Here is a 19,699-nt window from a genome sequence, read left to right as displayed (position 1 = left end):
TACTCGGGGGTATGACGGCGACGACTGTGCGGGTTCGGCATGTTCTTGATCCGTTGACCGGGGATGAGATCGGGCGGGTGCGGGCCGTGCTGGTCGCGGCGGGGCGGGTGGGGGAGAGCACCCGGTTTCCGAGCATCCTGCTGGTGGAGCCGCCGAAGGCCGAGGTCAGAGCGTTCCGGGAGGGCGACCCCGTCAGCAGGCGCGCGCAGGTCGTCGTGCTCGACATCGCGACCGGGGTGGCCAGTGAGGCCGTGGTCGACCTCGTCGCCGGGGAAGTGACCCAGTGGCGGGACCTGGGGTCGGGCGAGGGGCAGCCCGCGGTGCTGTTCGAGGAGTACGACCGCAGCGCCGACCTGGTGCGCGCCGACGAGCGGTGGCAGGCCGCGCTGCGCCGCAGGGGGGTGGAGGACTTCTCGCTCGCGTTCGTCGCGCCGCTGTCGCCCGGGTTCTTCGACTACGCCGACGAGAAGGACCGACGCGTTCTCCGGGCGTTGACCTTCCTGCGCGACTTCGAGGAGGACAGCCCCTGGGCGCACCCGGTCGAGGGCCTGCTCGCCAAGGTGGACCTCATCACCGGCGAGGTCATCTCCGTCGAGGACAGCGGCAACGTCCCCGTCCCCGCCGAGCACGGCAACTTCGACGCCGAGCACGTCGGACCGGCTCGCACCACCCTCAAGCCCATCGAGATCACCCAACCCGAGGGCGTCAGCTACACCGTCGACGGCAACGAGGTCACCTGGGAGGGCTGGCGGTTCCGGGTCGGCTTCAACGCCCGCGAGGGCCTCACCCTGCACCGCGTCGAGTTCGACGGCGACTCGGTCGCCCACCGCGTGTCCATGGCCGAGATGGTCGTCCCCTACGGCGACCCGGCTCCCTGGCGCTACTGGATCTCCTACTTCGACGCGGGCGAGTACCTGCTCGGCAAGAACGCCAACAGCCTCAAGCTGGGCTGCGACTGCCTCGGCGTCATCCACTACTTCGACGCCGTCGTCGCCGACGACCACGCCAACGCCGTCACCATCCCGCAGGCCATCTGCATGCACGAGGAGGACTACGGGATCCTCTGGAAGCACACCAACATCCTCACCGGCGCCACCGAGGTCCGCCGCTCCCGCAGGCTCGTGGTGTCCTTCTTCGCCACCATCGGCAACTACGACTACGGCTTCTTCTGGTACTTCTACCTCGACGGCACCATCGAGCTCGAGGCCAAGGCCACCGGCATCGTGTTCTGCGGCGCCGCCGAGCCCGGCACCACCTCCCCGTACGCCGCCGAGATCGCCCCCGGCCTGATGGCGCCCGTGCACCAGCACCTGTTCTGCGCCCGCCTGGACATGGAGGTCGCCGGGGAGCGCAACACCGTCGACGAGGTCGACGTCGTGGGCATCCCCATCGGCCCCGACAACCCCCACGGCAACGCGTTCACCACGACCACCACCACCCTGACCAGCGAGTCCGGCGCGCAGCGGGTCGCCGACGCCACCAAGGCCCGCACCTGGGTCATCCGCAACGACGACAGCACCAACCGGCTCGGCAAGCCGCGCGCCTACCAGCTCATGCCGCACACCGGCCCCACCCTGCTCGCCCAGCCGGGGTCCACCGTGGCCGCGCGCGCCGCGTTCGCGACCAAGCACCTGTGGGTGACCCAGCACGACGACGCCGAGCGCTTCCCCGCCGGTGACTACCCCAACCAGCACCCCGGCCGCTCAGGTCTACCGACGTGGACCGAAGCCGACCGCGACCTGGAGAACCAGGACCTCGTCCTGTGGCACGTGTTCGGCCCGACGCACGTGCCCAGGCCGGAGGACTGGCCGGTCATGCCGGTCGACTACAGCGGGTTCAGCCTGCGCCCGCACGGCTTCCGCGACCGCAACCCCGCGCTGGACCTGCCCGACGGCGCCAAGTCCTGCTCGCACTGCCCACCCGGACAGTGTCACTGCGACCACTGAAGAACCGCCAGACCCCATCTGCAACTTGCGTATACGGGCGTTGACTCCACCCACAGTGGCGGAATCGCGACCAGAACGTGACCCGCCCTGGACTTTCCCGGGCGGGTCGCGTTCGTACGGGGCAGGCTGGGACCGCTGTGTCCAGGAGTCCCACCGCATTTCGGTATTTCTACGGACACAGTGGCCCACCCCACAGGCGCACGCTGTTCGCCACACCGCCACCCCCCGTTGCCAAGGATGGTGTTTCCCCGTGAGTGTTCTGTCCATTGCGGACGTCTGGGTCGAGCGATCGGGCCTGCCGATCGTGCGCGGCGCGACGGTCGCGGTCGCCAGTGGCGCGGTCACCGTGCTGCTCGGGGCGAACGGGGCGGGCAAGACGACCCTGCTGGAGGGTGTCTCCGGGGCCATCCCGGTCGCCAGGGGGGAGATCACCCTCGGCGGCGCACGGATCGAGAAGCTGCGGGCCTGGCGCAGGGCGCGCGCCGGGCTCGCTCACGTCGAGCAGAACCGCACCGTGTTCCGCGACCTGTCCACTGAGGACAACCTGAGGGCCGCCTGCGGGCCGGGCGCCTCGGTCGACGAGGTGTTCGACCTGTTCCCCGAGCTGCGCAAGCAGATCTCCGCCCCGGCCGGGCTGCTCTCCGGCGGCGAGCAGCAGATGCTGGTGGTCGGCCGCGCGCTGCTGGGCAGGCCCAAGGTGCTGCTGGTCGACGAGATGTCGCTCGGGCTGGCGCCGATCGTGGTGGAACGCCTGGTCCGCGCGGTGCGCCTGCTCGCCGACAGCGGGGTCGGGGTGCTGCTGGTCGAGCAGTTCGCCACCCTCGCCCTCGGCATCGCCGACCGCGCCTACGTCATGGCCAGGGGCGAGGTGGTCTACGCAGGCGACGGCAGGGACCTGCTCGCCGACGAGTCGCTGCTGCGAGCCCTTTACCTCGGCGACACCCGGGTCTGACACCCACCACCCCCCAGACAAGACCGGCGACTGGAGTCACACGAAGTGGACACTGTGCGTAAGACCCGGCCGCGGGGCGGGCTGCTGGCCGCGGCGGGGCCGCTGGGCAAGCCGCTCCCGCTGGCGCTCGCCGTCGCCGCGGTCGTGGTCGTCGTGCTCTCGGCGGTGTCGGACAGCTCGACGCTGTTCAACCTCACCAGCGCCGCCGTGTCGGTCGTGTTCATGCAGAGCTACGGCCTGATCACCGGCCGGGCAGGCGTCATCTCGCTGTGCCAGCTCTCCTTCGCCGCCATCGGCGCCTGGACCGTGGGCTGGGCCAACGTCAACGACGTCCCCGGCGGCCTCTACGTGTGGCTGCTGCTCGGCGGCCTCGCCGCGGTCGTCGCGGGCCTGCTCATCGGCCTGCCCGCGCTGCGGCTGCGCGGGGTGAACCTCGCCGTCGGCACCTTCGCCTTCGCCATCGCACTCGACGTGGTCTTCGGTGGCCTCAACTTCCCCGGCCAGAGCAGCTCCGACCTCGTCCAACGCCCCGAGCTGTTCGACACCGACCAGGCCTACTTCATCTTCGCCGCCGCTGTCGCCGCCCTCATCTTCGTCGGCCTGTACTTCCTCGACCGCAGCCGCCTCGGCGGTGCCCTGGTCGAGATCCGGCACTCCGAGCGCGCCGCCGCCGCCCACGGCATCAGCGTCACCCAGGGCAAGCTGGCCGCGTTCGCGCTCAGCGCCTTCGTCGCGGGCATCGGCGGCGGCCTGATGGCCGGTCAGCTCGGCGTGGTCACCGCGAGCAACTTCTCCTCCTTCGCCTCGGTCGCCCTGTTCGCCATCGCGCTGTTCGTCGGCACCAACAACGTCGAGGGCGCCATCGCGGGCGGCATCATGGGCGCCTTCGTGCCGGTGCTGATGGACGAGATCGGCATCCCGCAGGACCTCGCGTCGCTGCTGTTCGGCCTTGGCGCCATCCAGGTGCTGCGGATGGGCCAGAGCCAGACCGACCTGCTGCGCGGCCAACGCCGCCGCCGCAGGCTCGCCAAGAACCCGATCGCCCCGCTGCAACCCCCACCGGTGTCGGTGTTCCCGCGCAAGCGCCCGGTCCGCGTCACCAGCAAGGGCGTCCCCGCGCTGGAGGTCCGCGACCTGCGGGTCAAGTTCGGCAACCTCGTCGCCGTCGACGACGTCAGCCTCGTGCTGCCCCGCGGCCAGATCGTCGGCCTGGTCGGCCCGAACGGCGCGGGCAAGTCGACGCTCATCAACACCGTCACCGGCTTCACCAACCGCTACACCGGCCAGGTCCTGCTCGGCGGCAAGCCCATCGACGCGCTCTCCGCCCACCACCGGGCCAGGGCGGGCGTGCGGCGCTCCTTCCAGCAGCTGCGCGTGCCCACCTCCATCTCGGTCGGCATGTTCCTGCAGGTCGCCGCCGGGAAGACGCTGACGGGCAAGGAGATCGACGAGCAGCTCGCGCTCTTCGCCTGCCCCCCGGCCGACACCCCGATGGAGGCCGTCGACGTCGCCACCCGGCGGCTGCTGGAGGTCGCGGGCCTGGCCGTCGGCCGCCCCCCGGTCCTGCTGCTCGACGAACCCGCCGCTGGCCACTCCAGCGACGAGACCCGGCTGCTGGTCGAGCGCCTCGCCGAGATCCCCGAGCGGTTCGACACCTCGCTGCTGCTGGTGGAGCACGACATCGAGCTGGTCAGGGCCACCTGCGACCAGGTCGTCGTGCTCGACTTCGGCCGCGTCATCGCCTCCGGACCGCCCCAGCAGGTCCTCAACGACCCCACCGTCATCGCCGCCTACCTGGGCGACTCGACCCGCTAGTCGACTCACAGACATCGAGCACCGCAGAGCACTGAACGAAGCACCACCCAGTACCCAGGCAAGTCCCTCTGTGTCCCAGGAGTCAACAACCATGCGCACAGCGTTAGTCAAGGTCGGCGGCATAGTCGGCGCCGCGGTCATCGCCTCCTCCCTGGTGGCGGGCTGCGGCGCCAGCGACGACGGCACGATCAAGATCGGCGCCATCGCGGGCCTCACCGGTAGCTTCATCACCGAGGAGGTCGTCAAGACGGCCAAGCGCGTCTTCGACGACGTCAACGAGCACGGCGGCATCAACGGCAAGAAGATCGACTTCCTGGTCAAGGACGACGCGGGCAACCCGCAGCGCACCGCCCAGGTCGCCCGCGAGCTCGCCGACGACGACGTGGTCGCCATGGCCGCCTCCGGCAGCTTCACCGACTGCGACGTCAACGACGCCTACTACCGGCAGCAGAAGATCAGCTCGGTGATGGCCGTCGGCGCCAGCCCCAAGTGCTTCCAGAGCCCCAACATCGCCCCGGTCAACGTCGGCCCGTTCACCCTCATCACCGCCGAGCTGCTCTTCGCCTCGCAGACGCTGAAGAACGACAAGATCTGCAACTTCACCGTCGTGCTGCCCGGCTCCGAGGAAGCGGTCAACGGCGCGCTCGCTCAGTGGGAGAAGATCAGCGGCAAGAAGCTGGTCGTCAACGACACCACCGTGCAGCAGAGCGGCGACCTCACCCCGTACCTGCTCAAGGCCAAGCAGGCGGGCTGCGACGCGGTGCTGTTCAACCCCGGCGAGCAGATGGTCGTGCCGTTCCTCAAGGCCGCCCAGACCCAGGGCATGTCCGACGTCGACTTCCTGCTGATGGCCCCCGCCTACACCGAGAGCGTCGCCAAGGCCGTCGCCGACCTGGGCCTGAAGGTCTACGCGGGCAGTGAGTTCGAGCCGTTCACCGCCGACAGCGACGCCAACAAGGGCTGGAAGGACGCCGTCACCCGCGCGGGCGCCCCGGCGACCGCCTTCTCCCAGGGCGGCTACCTGGCCGCGGTGTTCCTGGTCGACGTGCTCAAGTCCATCAAGGGCGACATCACCCGCGACTCGGTCAACCAGGCGCTGCGCACCATGCAGCCCATCACCAACCCGATGGTCGGCACCCCGTTCACCTTCGGCCCCGGTGACCGGCACGCCCCCAACCAGGCCTCGAAGATGGTCGAGCTCAAGGACGGCAAGTGGGTCCCGCTCGGCGACTTCATCACGGTCCCGACCTCGTCCTGATCGCTCCACAACGACTCGGAGGCAGTCCGTGCTCCAACTGTCCGCGGCCATCGCCGGACTGGTCACCGGCGGGGCCTACGCCCTGATGGGCCTGTCCACGCTGCTGACCTACCGCCTGGTGTCGGTGGTGAACTTCGCCCAGGCCGCCGTCGGCGCGTTCGGCGCCTTCGCCATGGTGGTGCTCTACGAGGGCGGCCTGCCGCTGGTGCTGGCGGTGCCCGCGGGCATGGCCGTCGGCGCGCTGCTGCACTGCGGCCTGGGGGCGATCATGGTGCGCTGGTTCTCCGAGGCAGGCGAGGGCGTCAAGGCCGCGGTGACGATCGCGATCTACACCGGGCTCGTCGCGGTGGGGCTGCGCCTGTTCGGGGCGCAGCACCCGCACCGCTTCCCCAGCCCGTTCGACGCCCCCGCGTTCACCCTCGGCGGCGTCGTGGTCACCTGGACCGCGATCGTCACGATGGTCCTGGCGGTGCTCTTCGCCGCCGCGCCCGCCGTGCTGCTCAAGCGGACCAGGATCGGCCTGCTGCTGCGCGCCCAGGCCGAACGGCCCACCACCGCCGAGCTCATCGGCATCCGGGTGCCCCGGCTCTCGATGATCGTCTGGGGCATCGCGGGCGCGGCCAGCGCGCTGGCCATCATGATCATCGCCCCGCAGCTGGCCAGCGACTTCGGCTCGCAGGCCGCGCTGATCACCCCGGCGCTGGCCGCCGTGCTCATCGGCGCGTTCCGCAGCTTCCCGGCCACCCTGCTCGGCGGCCTCGCCCTCGGCGTCCTGCAGGGCCTGGCCAGCACCTGGCAGGCCATCCAGCAGTTCCGCGGCGTGCTGCCCTTCGTGGTCATCCTCGTGGTCCTGGTCTGGACGCGCAGAGGAGACCGCTGGGACGAGCCTGCATAACTCCCTCCCGCCACCCGCCCCCACGTCCCCACCCGGCATCGTCCCTGACCTTGCAGGGCACCCGCGCTGGCCGTCATCCAGAGGAGTCCGCATGAGGCCACGAGTGACCACGGCCGCGGTGCTGCGTGAGTTCAACGCGCCGCTGGAGATCGAGCAGGTCGCGTTACCCGCCGACCTCCCGCCCGGCGCCGCGCTGGTCAGGGTGACCCGCACGACCCTGTGCGGCACCGACGCGCACCTGTGGCAGGGCGTGCTGCCCTTCGTGGGGCTGCCGCTGGTCCTCGGGCACGAGATGGTCGGCGAGGTCGTCGCGCTCGGGCAGTCCGCCGAGCGCGACGCGCTGGGCAGGCCGATCGGGATCGGCACCAGGGTCGTGTGGTCGGAATCGGTGTGCGGCAACTGCTACGGCTGCACCGTGCTGCGCGAACCGGTCCTGTGCGCCGACCGCGGCTACGGGTTCCGCCAGCGCGCGGACAAGTGGCCGTTCGTCATCGGCGGCCTCTCGCAGTACACCTACCTGCCGCCGGGCGCGCACCGGCTGGTGGTCCCCGACGACATCCCCGACACCTGGGCCGCGGCGGCGGGGTGCGCGGTGAAGACCGTGCTGCGCGCCTTCACCAACGCGGGCGGCGTCCGCCCGGAGTCCACAGTGGTCATCCAGGGCGCCGGACCGCTCGGCCTGGTCGGCACCGCGGTGGCCAGGGCGGCGGGCGCGGGCCGGGTGATCACCATCGGCGGCCCGGCCAACCGGCTGGCCATCGCCAAGGCCTACGGGGCCGACGTGACCATCTCCATCGAGGAGACCTCCGACCCCGACGAGCGGGTCGCCGTGGTCGAGGAGCTCACCGAGGCCCGCGGCGCGGAACTGGTGTTCGACTTCGCGGGCTCGCCGTCGGCCAACCGCGAGGGCGTGCTCATGTGCGGACAGCGCGGCAAGCACGTGGTGGTCGGCCTGGCCGGACCGCAGGCCATGCCGGTGCCGATGGACGTGGTGATGGGCCGCGAGATCCAGGTCATCGGCTCGCTCAACGGCGACGTGTCCGACCTGGACCGCTCGCTGCGCTTCCTGACCGCGTTCCGGCACCGCTTCGACTGGGACGCCATGTTCGGCACCCCGGTCGGCCTCGGCGGCGCGGACCGGGCGATCCGGGACATGGCGTCCCAGGTGGCGGTCAAGGCCGTCATCGATCCCGCGCTCGACCTCGAGGAGATCACCGGATGACCGCGCACCCCGCCGACCCGTCCCCGCTGGCCGCCGTCGCCTCCGGGTTCATGGCCGCCAAGCAGCTCTTCGCCGCCAGCGAGCTGGGGATCTTCGCCGCGCTCGCGGGTGGCGCGGGCACCGCGGCCGAGGTGGCCTTCGCCGCGGCCGTGCCGGAGCGCTCGGCCCGCATCCTGCTCGACGCCATGGTCGGCCTCGGCCTGGTGTCCTACGTGGATGGCTCCTACCGCAACACCGACGCCACCGCCGCGTACCTCTCCGGCGGCGACGGCCTCGACCTGCGGCCCTGGCTGTCCTTCTGGGACGGCCTGAGCTACCCGCACTGGCTCGGCTACACCGACTCCATGCGCACCGCCGAACCCCAGCCGTTCGACATGGGCGGTGAGCGCATGGGTGCCTTCATGAGCGGCGTGCAGACCTACAACTCCCTGCACGCCCAGCAGCTGGCCGCGGTCTACGACTTCACCCCGCACCGAAACCTGCTCGACCTCGCGGGCCTGTCGACGGCGTTCCTCGACGAGGCGCACAAGCGCAACCCGTTGCTGCGCGGTGCTTTCGTCAGCACCGACATGATGCTGCGGATGGCCAGGGGCGGCGCACCCGCCGGGTTCACCGACTTCGCCGAGTTCCACGAGGCCGACCCGCTGACCACCGCCGTCCCCGGGCACTACGACTCGGTGCTGCTCGAACACGTCCTGCACCGGTTCACCCCGGAGGAGAACAGGACCATCCTCACCCGCGCGCGCGAGGTCGTCGACGCGGGCGCCACGCTGCTGGTGCTGGACTTCCTGCTCGACCCGACCGACGGCCGCCGCCTCGACCCGGTGCTGGCGGGGGAGTACCTCGTCATCGACGGCACCGTCGTCTACCCCGAGGACGAGGTCAGGACCTGGCTCGACGCCACCGGCTGGCGTTGGGTCGAGACCCGCCCGGTCCCCGGCTCACCCCGCGTCGTCATCGCGCAAGCCGTGTGAGGCAAGGACTCCCCGCCGCCTAGTGAAGGGATCACCGGCGTGACTCGTCGTCCGGTCGACCACACCGACGCACCGATCACCGGCTACACCGACCGGATCTCCGCCCGGCCAGGTGAGCGGATCGGTGTGCGCGCCAGCTCCACCGAGCCGGAGGCGCGCGTGCGGCTGCTGCTGGTCGACCACGACGGCACGGCCCCGGTCCGGGTCCCGGTCGCCGCCGGGCTCCCGGACCGGGTCACCGTGCCGCACCAGCACCTCGACCAGGGCTCCTACGGCCTGGTGCCCAACCCGCCCGCCGTCGACGGCGCGATCACCCTCGCGGTGTGGGTGTGGCCGACGGTGCTCGGCGAGTCCAGGGTCGGGGTGCTGACCCAGGGATCGGTCGCCGAACTGGGCATCGACGCGACCGGCCGCCCCGAGTTCACCGCGCACACCGACGACGGCCCGGTCACGGTGACCGCCTCCGCCGCGCTGTCGGTGCGCCGTTGGTACCTGCTCACCGGCTCCTACTCCGAGCGCGGAGCCCGCCTCGAGGTGCGACCCTCCACCCCGCTGGGCCGGGAGAAGCTCTCGACCGTCGTCGTCTCCCCCGCGCGCGGCGCGCTGTCCACAGCGGACACCCCACTGGTCTTCGCCGCCCGGCTGGTCGACGGCGTCGTCGAGGACAACTACGACGGCAAGATCAGCGCCCCCTGCGTGTTCGACCGGGCCCTCGACGCCGCGCAGGTCGCCGAACTCGCCGCCGACACCACCGGCGCCTGGCACCGCGGCGCCGCCGCCCAGTGGGACCTCGCCCAGGACATCGGCGGCGACCGGCTGCTCGACCTGGTCGACGGCCGCCACGGCACCCTCCACAACGGACCCCTGCGCGGGGTCACCGCGCACGACTGGACCGGCGAGGTCCTCGACTGGCGCTTCGCCGACACCGGCTACGGCGCCGTCCACTTCCACGGCTCGGACCTCGAGGACGCGGGCTGGGACGAGGTGCTGGCCATCGACCTGCCCGACGACCTGCCCAGCGGCTGCTACGCCGTCGAACTCGCCACCAGCGCGGGCGTCGACCGGATCCCGTTCTTCGTCAGACCCCGCGCCGACGCCACCCGCGCGCCGATGGCGCTGCTCGTGCCCACGCTGAGCTACCTGGCCTACGCGCTCGAACACGTCCACATGGCGTTCCTGCCGGAGGACCCCGCCGAGATCGCCGCCCCGTTCGCCCGCCGCAACCGGCTGCACAGCCTCTACGACCGGCACAGCGACGGCAGCGGCGCCGCCACCGCGTCCCTGCTGCGCCCCCTGCTCGGCATGCGCGACGACCACGTGTTCCGGCACGCGAGCGGCCCGCACCAGTACAGCGAGGACCTGCACCTGGTCGGCTGGCTCGGCAGGCAGGGCTTCCACTTCGACGTCCTCACCGACCACGACCTCGACGCCGAGGGCACCGACGCGCTCGCCGGGTACGGCACCGTCGTCACCGGCAGCCACCCCGAGTACTGGACCGGCGCCATGCTCGACGCCGCCACCACCCACCTGCACGGCGGCGGCAGGCTCGCCTACCTCGGCGGCAACGGCGCGTACTGGGTCACCGCCGTGCACCCGGAGAAGCGGCACGTCGCCGAACTGCGCCGCGGCTACTCCGGCGTGCGGATGTGGGAGAGCGAGCCCGGCGAGCTGCACCTGGCCGCGACCGGCGAACCGGGCGGGCTGTGGGCCGAGCGCGGCCGCTCCCCGCACCGGCTCTTCGGCATCGGCACCTCCGCGGCGGGCCTGACCACCGGCGGGGCCTACGAGATCGTCGCCAAGCCCGGCGACCCGGCCGTCGACGCCCTGCTGCGCGGCATCGACCGCGACGCCCCGCTCGGCCGGTTCGGCGCCCTGCTCGACGGCGCCGCGTCGTTCGAGACCGACGCCTACGACGAACTGCTCGGCAGCCCGCCCGACACCCGGCTCATCGGCCGCGCCCTGCTCGGCGAGGCGTACATGTCCGCCGACACCGGTCCCACCACCCCGCACCCGCTCTCGGACCCGGTGGACCGCCGCCGCTCCGACCTGACGCTCCTGGACACGCCCGGGGGTGGCGTGGTGTTCTCCGTCGGCTCCATCGGCTGGTGCGCCGCGCTGTCGCACCGCGGTGACGCCAACGACGTCTCCCGGCTCACCGCCGCCGTCCTGCGTTCCTTCGGCGCCGACCGGTACGGAAAGGAGCACTAGATGCCAGTGCACCCCGAGGCCAAGGCCGTCATCGAGGCCACCGACGCCGCGGGCGGGCTCATCCCGGTGGGGGTGTCCCCGGCCGACATGCGGGCCGCGTTCGCCGAGAGCTGGCAGGTCCCCGACGACCTGGAACCGGTCGGCCGCGTCTACGAACGCACCATCCCCGGACCAGGCGGCGACCTGCGCGTGCGGGTGTACGAGCCCACCGGTGAGGGGCCGTTCCCCGGGCTCGTGTGGTTCCACGGCGGGGGGTGGGTGCTCGGCTCGTTCGTCGAGAACGAGGCCACCTGCCGCCGGTTGTGCCGGGAGGCGGAGACGGTCGTGGTGTCGGTCGAGTACCGGCTCGCGCCCGAGGACCGGTTCCCCGCCGCGGCCGACGACGCCCACGCGGCCCTCACCTGGGTCACGGAGAAGGGCGACGAGCTGGGCATCGACACCCTGCGGCTCGCCGTGGCGGGGGAGAGCACCGGCGCCAACCTGGCTACCGTCGCCTGCCTGATGACCCGCGACCGCGGCGGCAGGCTGCCCCTGTTGCAGGTCCTGGCTTGCCCCGTGATCGCCCCACCGAGCGACCGCCCCTCTTACGTCGACTACGCCACCGACCACTTCCTGACCCGCGAGGCCATGGAGTGGTTCTTCACCCAGTACCCCCGCGCCGCAGCCGACTTAAGCGACCCGTACCTCACCCCACTCGCGGCCGACCTGTCAGGCCTACCCGCGGCTCTTGTCATGACCGCCGAGTACGACCCGTTGCGCGACGAGGGCGAGGAGTACGCGCACCGGTTGATGGACGCGGGCGTGCCCACCGAGCTGGTCCGCTACCACGGCCAGATCCACGGCTTCTTCGCCCTGCTCGCCGACCGCCTCACCATCGCCCCCCTGGCCCACCAACGCGCCATCAACTCCCTGCGCTCGGCGTTCACCCGGGACCTGGACCTCGGCACCCTCCCCGGTTCGTTCGACGTCCCGCTCCTGCCCAGGCCCGGCACCGGCTCCTAGGATCTCGGGCCTGACCCGGGAGGACGCGCGTGGCACGGCTCATCTACTCGATGATCACCTCACTGGACGGCTACGCCGAGGCCACGGCGGGCGGCCTCCGGCAGGGGCGCGGACGCCCCCCTTTCGCCAGCGGCCTGATCTACGCCCACTACCGAACCCGCTAACCCCAGCCCGCTGCCCCTTGCCCCCCACCCCAGGCCCCAACCACAGCCCCGCCAACTCACCGAAAGTGGTGAAGCAGGCACGCAGCGGCAACACAGGGTCGACTTTGTGTCGATAAGCGCGTCACTCGGTGTTGTGGTATTGCCCCGTTCGGCCCAAAGACCGTAAATTTCTGTAACTGGCGTTGCGGCGGAGGGCGGCGAGATGGACCCCACGATGGTGGCGTCGGCGGTGCGGATCGGGGCGGCGTTGGGCAGTGGGGCCGAGGTGGAGTGGGACGAGGTGTTCGACGCGATCACCGGGGCCGTGCCGGACGTGTGCGCGGCGCAGGTGACCGGGTGGGATCCGGTGGCCCGCGGGTTCGTCATCCTCGCCGAGCGCGGGTACTCGCGGACCATCTCCCAGGACCTCGCGCACGAGTTGCCGCGCACCCGCTGGGGCGGCCAGCTCTTCGACTCCGCCGTCCCGCTGCTGATGGACGACGCGCCGCACAACTTCCGGGACTCGCCGCACTACCAGGAGAACCTGCGGCCCGCGGGACTGGAGGACGGGCTGTCGGCCGCGCTGCGCCTCGGGCAGCAGCGGGTGGTGGGCATCCTGCACATCAACGCCTCGGTCCAGGCGTCCTTCGGGGAGCGGACCCGCTCGTTCGTCAACGAGCTGGAGACCGCCTTCGCCCGGCGCGTCGACCCGTTGCGCTCGCCGCGGTTCGAGGCCTGGTTCGGCCCCGAGTGGACCGCCAGCCGACTGGTCCCCGGTGGCACGCCGCTGCCGCTGGCCGACCGGCAGCCGTCCCCGCTCGCCGACGACCCCAAGGTCCAGGCCATCGGCGCCGCGTTCGGGGAACTCGGGGTCGGCACCGTCGCGTTCCTCTGGCCCGGGCCCGAGGGCTGGTACCGGGTCCGCCTGCTGCGCGTCACCGAGGGCTCCCGCACCGGCGTCATCCTCGCCACCGCCCCCTACGCCAACGCCATGGGCCTCACCGCCCGCGAGATCGACGTGGCGACCGGCATCGTCGCCGGTCTGAGCAACCAGGCCATCGCCGAGGGGCTGGTCGTCAGCCGCCGCACCGTGGAGACCTACGTCGAGCGGCTGCTCGGCAAGCTCGACTGCCAGTCCCGGGGCGAGGCCGCCGGGGTGGCCGCCCGCGCGGGCATCATCCGACCCAACCCCGACGGTGTGGGCGACCTCAACCGGCTCACCCGAGGCTCCGAACCCCGCTGGCCCTGATCCCCGCCTACCGCGCGGGGATTCCCGGTGCCGTCCGCGCGAACGCGACCAGCCGCGACAGCGATGGTGCGGAAAGGTCCAGCCGCTGCCCCGGGTTCTTCGTGTCCCGCACGCCGATCGGACTCACCGCGACACACCCGCCCGATTCGCAGCGGCTGCCAATCCGCCACTGGACGGAAGTCGGGACCTGCACCGAAATCACCTCGCAATGGCCTCCCGGGCGGAGGCGGGTCGATTGTCCCGGATCCGCGGGGTTCCGGAATCCGCTGCCCGGGTGGGCCGGAATCGGCGGCGCGCAAATGTCACCATGGGTGGAGAAGAGCGCAACGGTCGAGTGACAAAGCCACGGTCGTGTTCGGCGCACACCCCGGACACGGTGGTACCTTCCCAGGATCGGGACTGTGAAGGCTTCACAGTGATGGCGTCACGGGTGTTGCTCTCACCGCATCGGGTGAATACCTCAGGGGGCACAGTGGGTCGAGAACCGGATCCGTGGGTCAGCCGCAAACTCCTCGGCAGGCGGCTCAGGCGCGAGCGCGAGCGGCTCGGCCGCACCCAGCAGGAGGTCGTCGCCGCACTGGAGTGGTCGCTGTCGAAGCTCCAGCGGATAGAGGCGGGCACGCACGGGGTGTCGACGACAGACCTACGGTCGCTGCTGGCGCACTACGGCACCGGCGCCGAACAGGAGTCGTACCTCGCCGAGGCCCGCGCGGGCCGTGAGAAGTCCTGGTACGCGGCCTTCCGCGACGTGCTCTCCACACAGGTGACCAGGTTGTTCGGCTACGAGTCGATCGCGACCTCCATCAGGCAGGTCAACCCGCTGCACATCCCCGGTCCGCTGCAAACGCGCGCTTACGCCAGGGAACAGCTCACGCCGTACTTCGCCGAACCGAGGCTGGGCCAAGCGATCGAGGCACGCGTAGAGCGCCAACGGCGGCTGTGGGGCACCGACCGCCCCGAGGCCGCGATGGTGATCGACGAGAGCGCCATCCGCAGGCTCGTCGGCGGCCCCGAGGTCATGCGCGAACAACTACAGCGGCTAGTGCAGGCCGCGACCGAGCCCCACATGAGCGTGCGTGTAGTCCCGTTCAGCGCAGGTTGGCACTACGGCCTGGAAGGCTCGTTCATCCTCATCGACGTCGCCGACCCCCAGGGCCGGACCGAGACAGTGCTCTACCAGGAACAAGCCGACCGCGACTTCTTCACCGACGACGACGCCGAGGTCCTCACCGCCTACGACGCCAAGTGGGACGCATTGGAGGCGGTAGCACTAGGGGAGCGCGAGTCGGGCGAACTCATCGCGGACCAGTTACGGCTTCTGGAGCCCTGACCCGAAGCGGGTGGCAGCCATCGCGTCGCGCGAATGTCCACATTGGATGGACCCGTGACGGCCTCCCATGTGGAGTCCGACGCGTTCACCTCGGCGAAATAGCCGGCAAGGCTGAAGGAGATCGCGCAGGAATGGGATCACCCGGTGATCCCATTCGCGTCGGCGTCGTGCCGATCGGGGCCGGATCGGTGGTTCTCAGCGGAAGCGGGCGAGCAGTACCGGGCTCCAGTGGCCGCTGTAGCGGGTGCGCAGGGTTGGGGAGCGCCAGTCGGTGCCGGTGATTTCGCGGCGGCACAGGGGGGAGGGGCAGGTGCAGTGCATCCGCCAGGTTTCCTGGCCGGTGTGGGTGGCGTAGTCGATGAGCAGTTCCGCGCCGAGGGGGATGTCGCGGCGGGTGGTGATGGTGGTCGCGTCGGTGTGCCACAGGTTGGGGTCGCAGGAGTGGTTGCCGTAGCGGACCGGGTGGTCGGGGTCGATCAGCAGGTGCGTGCCCTCGGCGACGGTCAGGCTGCTGTACGGCGGGGTCAGCGCGGCCAGTCGGGCGTCGTCGATGACCTCGCCGCCCAGGCGTTCGACCACGGTGCCCGCCGGGATCGGCGCGGTCGCGAACAGGCCGAGCCCGGCCACCGGTGACGGGGCGACCTCGACGTCCGGGTGCAGCCAGCTGCGGTCGTCCACGTCAGACCTCCGTGGGTTCGCCAGGGGTCAGCCAGTGGAACAGGTCGCGCACGTCCGCGGGTGCCGAGGCCAGGGCCTTCTCGACGGCCGCGCGGCCCTCGTGGAAGTGGGCCCAGCCCTCGTAGTGCACCGGGACCACGGCGCGGGGGCGGACGAGGGAGAGCAGTTCGACGGCGTCGGCGCCGGTCATGGTGTAGCGCAGCGGGCCGGTCAGGGGGAATTGGACGGCGCCCAAGTGCAGGACGGTGGTGTCGATGGTCAGGCGGGTGGCGACCTCGCGGAGTGCCGGGTACAGCACCGTGTCGCCGGTGATCCAGGTGACGCCGGTGGTCGCGTGCAGCGCGAAGCCGGTGACCTCGCCTACGACCGGACGGCTCAGCGGCGGTCCATGGCGGCAAGGGGTGGCGGTGACCCGAAGAGGTGGTTTGCCGTCTGCCTCTAAGACGACCTCCGACCACGGTGCCAGCCCGGTAGCGCTACCGAGCCTGCGAGCACCGGCCACAGTCGTCAGCACGGTAGGTACCTCGGCCAGTAGCGCGCGCCCGGCCGCGTCAAGGTTGTCGCCGTGGTGGTCGTGGGTGAGCAGTACCGCGTCTATAGGCGGCAAGTCCGCCGCGGCGACCGCGGGGCCTGCCAGCTTCACCGACGAGATCCCCCAGCCGAACCGGTAGCGCGCACCGGGCGGGTCGAACGTGGGGTCGGTGAGCAACCGCCAGCCGTCGACCTCCACCAGCGTCGTCGGACCACCGACATGGGTCACACGGGGCACGTGCGCCATGATCACACCGGCCCCGCGCCGCCGACAGCCCCCGAACGGCGCAGTGCCGGGATGATCGGATGTCGCTAACCTGGGCGCGGTGATCGTCACCGACTGGGGGTGGCGGCGGCTCGGCGCGCGGGGGTGACCCCGCCCGGTCCATAGTGGATCGGTGCCGAGCGGGTCGACCAAGGGGAGATGCTCATGCGCGGACGACTGGGTGTGCTGCTCGCCGGACTTCTGTTGCTGCTGACACCGGGGCTGGCCGCCGCGCAGGTCCAGGGCCTGCCGCTGCCCTACACCGGCACCGCCGACCAGGTGATCACCGTGGTCGCGGCCTCGCCGACGGCCACCACCGCCACCCTGACCGCCTGGCGCCGCACCGCCACCGGCTGGGCCGCCCAGATCGGCCCGGTCACCGCCTTCGTCGGCAAGGCGGGCGTCGGCCAGGCCAGCGAGAGCACCACCAAGACCCCCGCGGGCGTGTGGACCCTCACCGAGTCCTTCGGCCACAAGCCCACCAACGGCACCCGGCTGCCGTACAAGCAGGTCGACACGTGGGACTGGTGGGTGTCGGACGTGAACTCCGCCTACTACAACACCCCGCGCCGCTGCGCCCCCGGCACCTGCCCGTTCAACGAGGGCGCGGGCGAGAACCTGGGCAAGGTCGGCTACGCCTACGACCGCGCCGTCGTCCTGGACTACAACCGCGCCCCGGCCGTCCCCGGCGCGGGCTCGGCGTTCTTCCTGCACGTCAGCACCAACAAGCCCACCGCGGGCTGCGTCAGCGTCGCCGCCCCCACCCTGGACACCATCCTCACCTGGCTCGACCCGGCCGCCCACCCGGTCATCGACATCGGCGTCGCCTGAGCGTCAGACCGCGCGCGCCCGGGTCTTCCCGGGCTCCGGCCACATCGCGACGACCGCGGCGATGACAGCCGCCGAGGTCAGCACGAGGGTCTGGGTGATGTCTTCCACGTCGGGCGGGACCATCACCACCAGGGTGGCGACCAGGCCCGCCCTGGCCGGGAGCAGGCTCCCGCGGTCGGTGAACAGCGGCTGGGCGGCCAGCGAGAGGGCGGCCACCGTCAACCGGATCGTCATGTCGACGTCGTCCAGGGCGAGTCCGACGCACGCGATGGCGATCACGAGGGCGTGGAAGGTGATGTCCCGCGCGACCGGTCTGCCCGCTCGCGCGGTCCGCACCAGGTGGGTGACCGCGGCGCCGACCAGGACCGCCAACCCGATCAGCACCACCGTCCCCGTGTCGTCCCGGTAACGGGGGAACGCCAGCGCGACCGTGGCGACGGTCAACGCCCCCGCACCGGTGATGACCTCCCACAGCCAGCCGCGCCGCCGCACCGCGTTGGCGATCACGACCGCGAGGAACGCCCCGAGCAGCCCGAGGCAGTAGAAGCGGACGGGCGTGCCCATCACACCGATGGCCGCCAGCCTGGTCGCGAACGCCGCCATGATCGCGATCGCGCCGAACGCCGCGCCGAGGGCGATCGCCCGCCGACCGCGGTGCACGACGACCAGGCCCACCAAGGCGGCGATCAGCAGCCACCCGACGAGGGGCACGAGCACGGAAGTCGAGGCAGGCACCAGGACCGGGCCCCTCACGAAGCTGCCGTACGTGGTCTGCAGCGCGACATCGCCGGGCGTCGCCGCCAGGGTCACCGCGGCCGCGATCGCGAGGACCGCGCTCACGGCTCGCCACACCAGCAGCGTCCGCGGTGTCTCGCGCGATTGGGTGATGGGGGACGGCGTGTCGCTCGCGTGCTCCGGCGGGGCCAGCTTCAGCCGGACGATCTCCGCCAAGCCGCGTCGTTGCCGACCTTGCTTCGACCGGGCCGGGCCTGGTCGGTCGGGCTCAGGCTGGGCGGGTGTGCCGAGCTCGGACCGGGCCGGCTGCGGCTGGGCGGACTCCAGTTGGGTGGACTCCGGTTGCGTGGACTTCGACTGGGCGGCGCTCGGCTGGGTCGCGGGCGGTGGCGCGGCATCCGGCTGGCCGGACTGTGGTCGGGCGAATCCGGATTGGGCGGATTGCGGCTGGGTGAGTCCAGATTGGGTGGACTGTGGCCGGGCGTATCCAGGTCGGGTGGATTGTGGGTGATCAGGTTCTGGCTGGGTGGATCGCGGCTGGGCGGGTTCCGGTTTGGTGGACTGCGGGTGGGCGCCTGGCCGGGTGGGTTGTGGGTGATCGGGTTCTGACTGGGCGGCGGGCGATGGCACGGAGGCCACCGGGTCCGGTCGCGCGGGCTCCGGCCGCACTGGTGGCGGCAGTGGCGGTCGGTTCGCCGCCAGGGTGCTCGTCGCGGCGGCGGCCACGGAGCGGCTGTCGTCGTCGGACAGGGCCTCCAGGGCCAGCCGGGCGGCCAGGGCCAGGCCCTCGTGGCCGCCGGTCAGCAGACGGGTGAGGTCGTCGACCGCGCCCACCCGCACCAACCGGTTCGGGTGGCTGATCGCCTCCCGTAACTCCAGCGGTAGCTCTGACGGCACGGTCACCGGCCGCCCGCGCCGCGCGATGTAGAGGTCACCCTGGAGGTCGAAGACCCACTTGCCCGGTGTCTGGTTGGACGTAGACGCGCGCACCCGGTCGTACACGTACTCATAGAGCTCATCCAGCCCTACCAGCCCGTCCTGGTCGCGGTCCGCGTCCCCGCTGCGCAACCCCTCGACGAGCGCGGACGTGAACACCGACGGCCCACCGGTAGCGCTATCGGTCACCTCTTGGCCCTCGAACGCGTACTCCACCGCACTCGACGCCGTGATCACAGCCCGCCCGCGCCCCTGGAACTGCTCCTCCAACGCCACCGCGGTCCCCGCCCGCGCGACCATGCCCCGCCCGAACGCCCCCGCGTAGCAGCAGTCCAACAACAACACGACCCGCCGCGCCCGCGTCCGGTTCATCCGCTGCCGCACGAAGTCCGCTGCCACCGCGGTCGCCGCGAGCCGGTTCAACTTGGTCCCCGCGGTCGCGAAGTACAGGTCCCCGGTCTCGTCCTTCACCCCGTGCCCGGAGAAGTACAGCAGCAGCAGCTCGTCCGGCGCCCGATCGGCGAAGAAGTCCTCGATCGCCTCGTTGGTCTCCGCCACCGCCGCGTTGTGCAGCGTCCGCACGGAGAACCCGCCGATCTCCGGATCCCCCAACACCGCCGCCAACTGCGCGGCGTCGTGCTTCGGCGCCCGCAGCTCCCGCAACCCCAGATCCCCGTACGCATCACTGGCCACGATCAACGCGCGCCGCATCGCACCCCACCTCTCCGA

17 protein-coding genes are annotated in these 19,699 nt (G+C 71.6%); 13 read left to right on the top strand and 4 right to left on the bottom strand.

Annotated elements, in window-relative coordinates; all coding sequences use genetic code 11:
- The first annotated feature begins 11 nt into the window (after positions 1-11).
- From BMY07_RS25660 to BMY07_RS25615, 11 genes are all read left to right on the top strand, one after another.
- Positions 12-1,946 (top strand): primary-amine oxidase, encoded by a 1,935-nt coding sequence (locus BMY07_RS25660; RefSeq protein ID WP_177215769.1) that lies wholly within the window; start codon positions 12-14, stop codon positions 1,944-1,946.
- Positions 1,947-2,196: 250 nt separating this feature from the next.
- A complete protein-coding gene (locus tag BMY07_RS25655; RefSeq protein ID WP_092783938.1) occupies positions 2,197-2,898 on the top strand; it encodes an ABC transporter ATP-binding protein in 702 nt (233 codons plus the stop codon).
- Between the two features lie 45 nt (positions 2,899-2,943).
- Positions 2,944-4,713 (top strand): branched-chain amino acid ABC transporter ATP-binding protein/permease, encoded by a 1,770-nt coding sequence (locus tag BMY07_RS25650; RefSeq protein WP_092783933.1) that lies wholly within the window; start codon positions 2,944-2,946, stop codon positions 4,711-4,713.
- 91 nt (positions 4,714-4,804) lie between these two features.
- The gene (locus BMY07_RS25645; protein ID WP_092783930.1) at positions 4,805-5,971 is read left to right on the top strand and encodes an ABC transporter substrate-binding protein; all 1,167 of its coding nucleotides are present in this window, start codon (positions 4,805-4,807) and stop codon (positions 5,969-5,971) included.
- A 28-nt stretch (positions 5,972-5,999) separates the two neighbouring features.
- The gene (locus BMY07_RS25640) at positions 6,000-6,866 is read left to right on the top strand and encodes a branched-chain amino acid ABC transporter permease (protein WP_092783927.1); all 867 of its coding nucleotides are present in this window, start codon (positions 6,000-6,002) and stop codon (positions 6,864-6,866) included.
- A 91-nt stretch (positions 6,867-6,957) separates the two neighbouring features.
- A complete protein-coding gene (locus BMY07_RS25635; protein ID WP_092783924.1) occupies positions 6,958-8,088 on the top strand; it encodes a zinc-binding dehydrogenase in 1,131 nt (376 codons plus the stop codon).
- Positions 8,085-9,062 (top strand): methyltransferase, encoded by a 978-nt coding sequence (locus tag BMY07_RS25630; protein ID WP_092783921.1) that lies wholly within the window; start codon positions 8,085-8,087, stop codon positions 9,060-9,062. The genes BMY07_RS25635 and BMY07_RS25630 overlap by 4 nt, the downstream gene beginning before the upstream one ends.
- A gap of 39 nt (positions 9,063-9,101) precedes the next feature.
- On the top strand, positions 9,102-11,270 hold the full coding sequence (locus BMY07_RS25625; protein ID WP_092783918.1) for a N,N-dimethylformamidase beta subunit family domain-containing protein: 2,169 nt from the start codon (positions 9,102-9,104) through the stop codon (positions 11,268-11,270).
- Complete coding sequence (locus BMY07_RS25620; protein WP_092783915.1) at positions 11,271-12,272, top strand: alpha/beta hydrolase; 1,002 nt, start codon at positions 11,271-11,273, stop codon at positions 12,270-12,272. It abuts the gene before it with no gap.
- Between the two features lie 29 nt (positions 12,273-12,301).
- The gene (locus BMY07_RS35955) at positions 12,302-12,436 is read left to right on the top strand and encodes a hypothetical protein (protein WP_281245091.1); all 135 of its coding nucleotides are present in this window, start codon (positions 12,302-12,304) and stop codon (positions 12,434-12,436) included.
- A 202-nt stretch (positions 12,437-12,638) separates the two neighbouring features.
- Positions 12,639-13,664, top strand: coding sequence for a helix-turn-helix domain-containing protein (locus BMY07_RS25615; RefSeq protein ID WP_092783912.1), 1,026 nt, complete (start codon positions 12,639-12,641; stop codon positions 13,662-13,664).
- Between the two features lie 7 nt (positions 13,665-13,671).
- On the opposite strand, the gene BMY07_RS36255 is transcribed toward BMY07_RS25615, so the two are convergent.
- Positions 13,672-13,857 carry a DUF397 domain-containing protein gene (locus BMY07_RS36255; protein WP_177215768.1) on the bottom strand — a complete coding sequence of 62 codons (186 nt, stop codon included), beginning with the start codon at positions 13,855-13,857 and terminating at the stop codon, positions 13,672-13,674.
- A gap of 279 nt (positions 13,858-14,136) precedes the next feature.
- Here BMY07_RS36255 and BMY07_RS25605 point away from each other — a divergent pair, with 279 nt between their 5' ends.
- Positions 14,137-14,994: a DUF5753 domain-containing protein gene (locus BMY07_RS25605; RefSeq protein WP_177215767.1), complete on the top strand. Its 858-nt coding sequence runs from the start codon at positions 14,137-14,139 to the stop codon at positions 14,992-14,994.
- A gap of 195 nt (positions 14,995-15,189) precedes the next feature.
- Here BMY07_RS25605 and BMY07_RS25600 read toward each other — a convergent pair whose 3' ends face one another.
- Together BMY07_RS25600 and BMY07_RS25595 are read right to left on the bottom strand one after the other, a co-directional pair.
- Positions 15,190-15,672 (bottom strand): SET domain-containing protein, encoded by a 483-nt coding sequence (locus BMY07_RS25600; protein ID WP_177215766.1) that lies wholly within the window; start codon positions 15,670-15,672, stop codon positions 15,190-15,192.
- Position 15,673: 1 nt separating this feature from the next.
- Entirely contained in the window at positions 15,674-16,441 is a 768-nt protein-coding gene (locus tag BMY07_RS25595; RefSeq protein ID WP_245782657.1) for an MBL fold metallo-hydrolase, read from the bottom strand.
- 192 nt (positions 16,442-16,633) lie between these two features.
- Here BMY07_RS25595 and BMY07_RS25590 point away from each other — a divergent pair, with 192 nt between their 5' ends.
- Complete coding sequence (locus BMY07_RS25590) at positions 16,634-17,299, top strand: L,D-transpeptidase family protein (RefSeq protein WP_092784494.1); 666 nt, start codon at positions 16,634-16,636, stop codon at positions 17,297-17,299.
- Between the two features lie 3 nt (positions 17,300-17,302).
- Here the strand turns inward: BMY07_RS25590 and BMY07_RS25585 are convergent, their stop codons facing one another.
- Positions 17,303-19,681, bottom strand: coding sequence for a caspase, EACC1-associated type (locus BMY07_RS25585; protein ID WP_092783897.1), 2,379 nt, complete (start codon positions 19,679-19,681; stop codon positions 17,303-17,305).
- Positions 19,682-19,699: the final 18 nt, after the last annotated feature.

Source organism: Actinokineospora terrae, from assembly GCF_900111175.1.
GTDB lineage: Bacteria > Actinomycetota > Actinomycetes > Mycobacteriales > Pseudonocardiaceae > Actinokineospora > Actinokineospora terrae.
Note: the sequence above shows the minus strand (reverse complement) of the source record. Positions and strands in the feature narration are given on the sequence as shown.

Bases quoted from the DNA above. Each gene is read 5' to 3' on its own strand.
- BMY07_RS25620 (WP_092783915.1), top strand. From the start codon at position 11,271: ATGCCAGTGCACCCCGAGGCCAAGGCCGTCATCGAGGCCACCGACGCC.
- BMY07_RS25630 (WP_092783921.1), top strand. From the start codon at position 8,085: ATGACCGCGCACCCCGCCGACCCGTCCCCGCTGGCCGCCGTCGCCTCC.
- BMY07_RS25615 (WP_092783912.1), top strand. From the start codon at position 12,639: ATGGACCCCACGATGGTGGCGTCGGCGGTGCGGATCGGGGCGGCGTTG.
- BMY07_RS25635 (WP_092783924.1), top strand. From the start codon at position 6,958: ATGAGGCCACGAGTGACCACGGCCGCGGTGCTGCGTGAGTTCAACGCG.
- BMY07_RS25590 (WP_092784494.1), top strand. From the start codon at position 16,634: ATGCGCGGACGACTGGGTGTGCTGCTCGCCGGACTTCTGTTGCTGCTG.
- BMY07_RS25645 (WP_092783930.1), top strand. From the start codon at position 4,805: ATGCGCACAGCGTTAGTCAAGGTCGGCGGCATAGTCGGCGCCGCGGTC.
- BMY07_RS25660 (WP_177215769.1), top strand. From the start codon at position 12: ATGACGGCGACGACTGTGCGGGTTCGGCATGTTCTTGATCCGTTGACC.
- BMY07_RS25585 (WP_092783897.1), bottom strand. From the start codon at position 19,681: ATGCGGCGCGCGTTGATCGTGGCCAGTGATGCGTACGGGGATCTGGGG.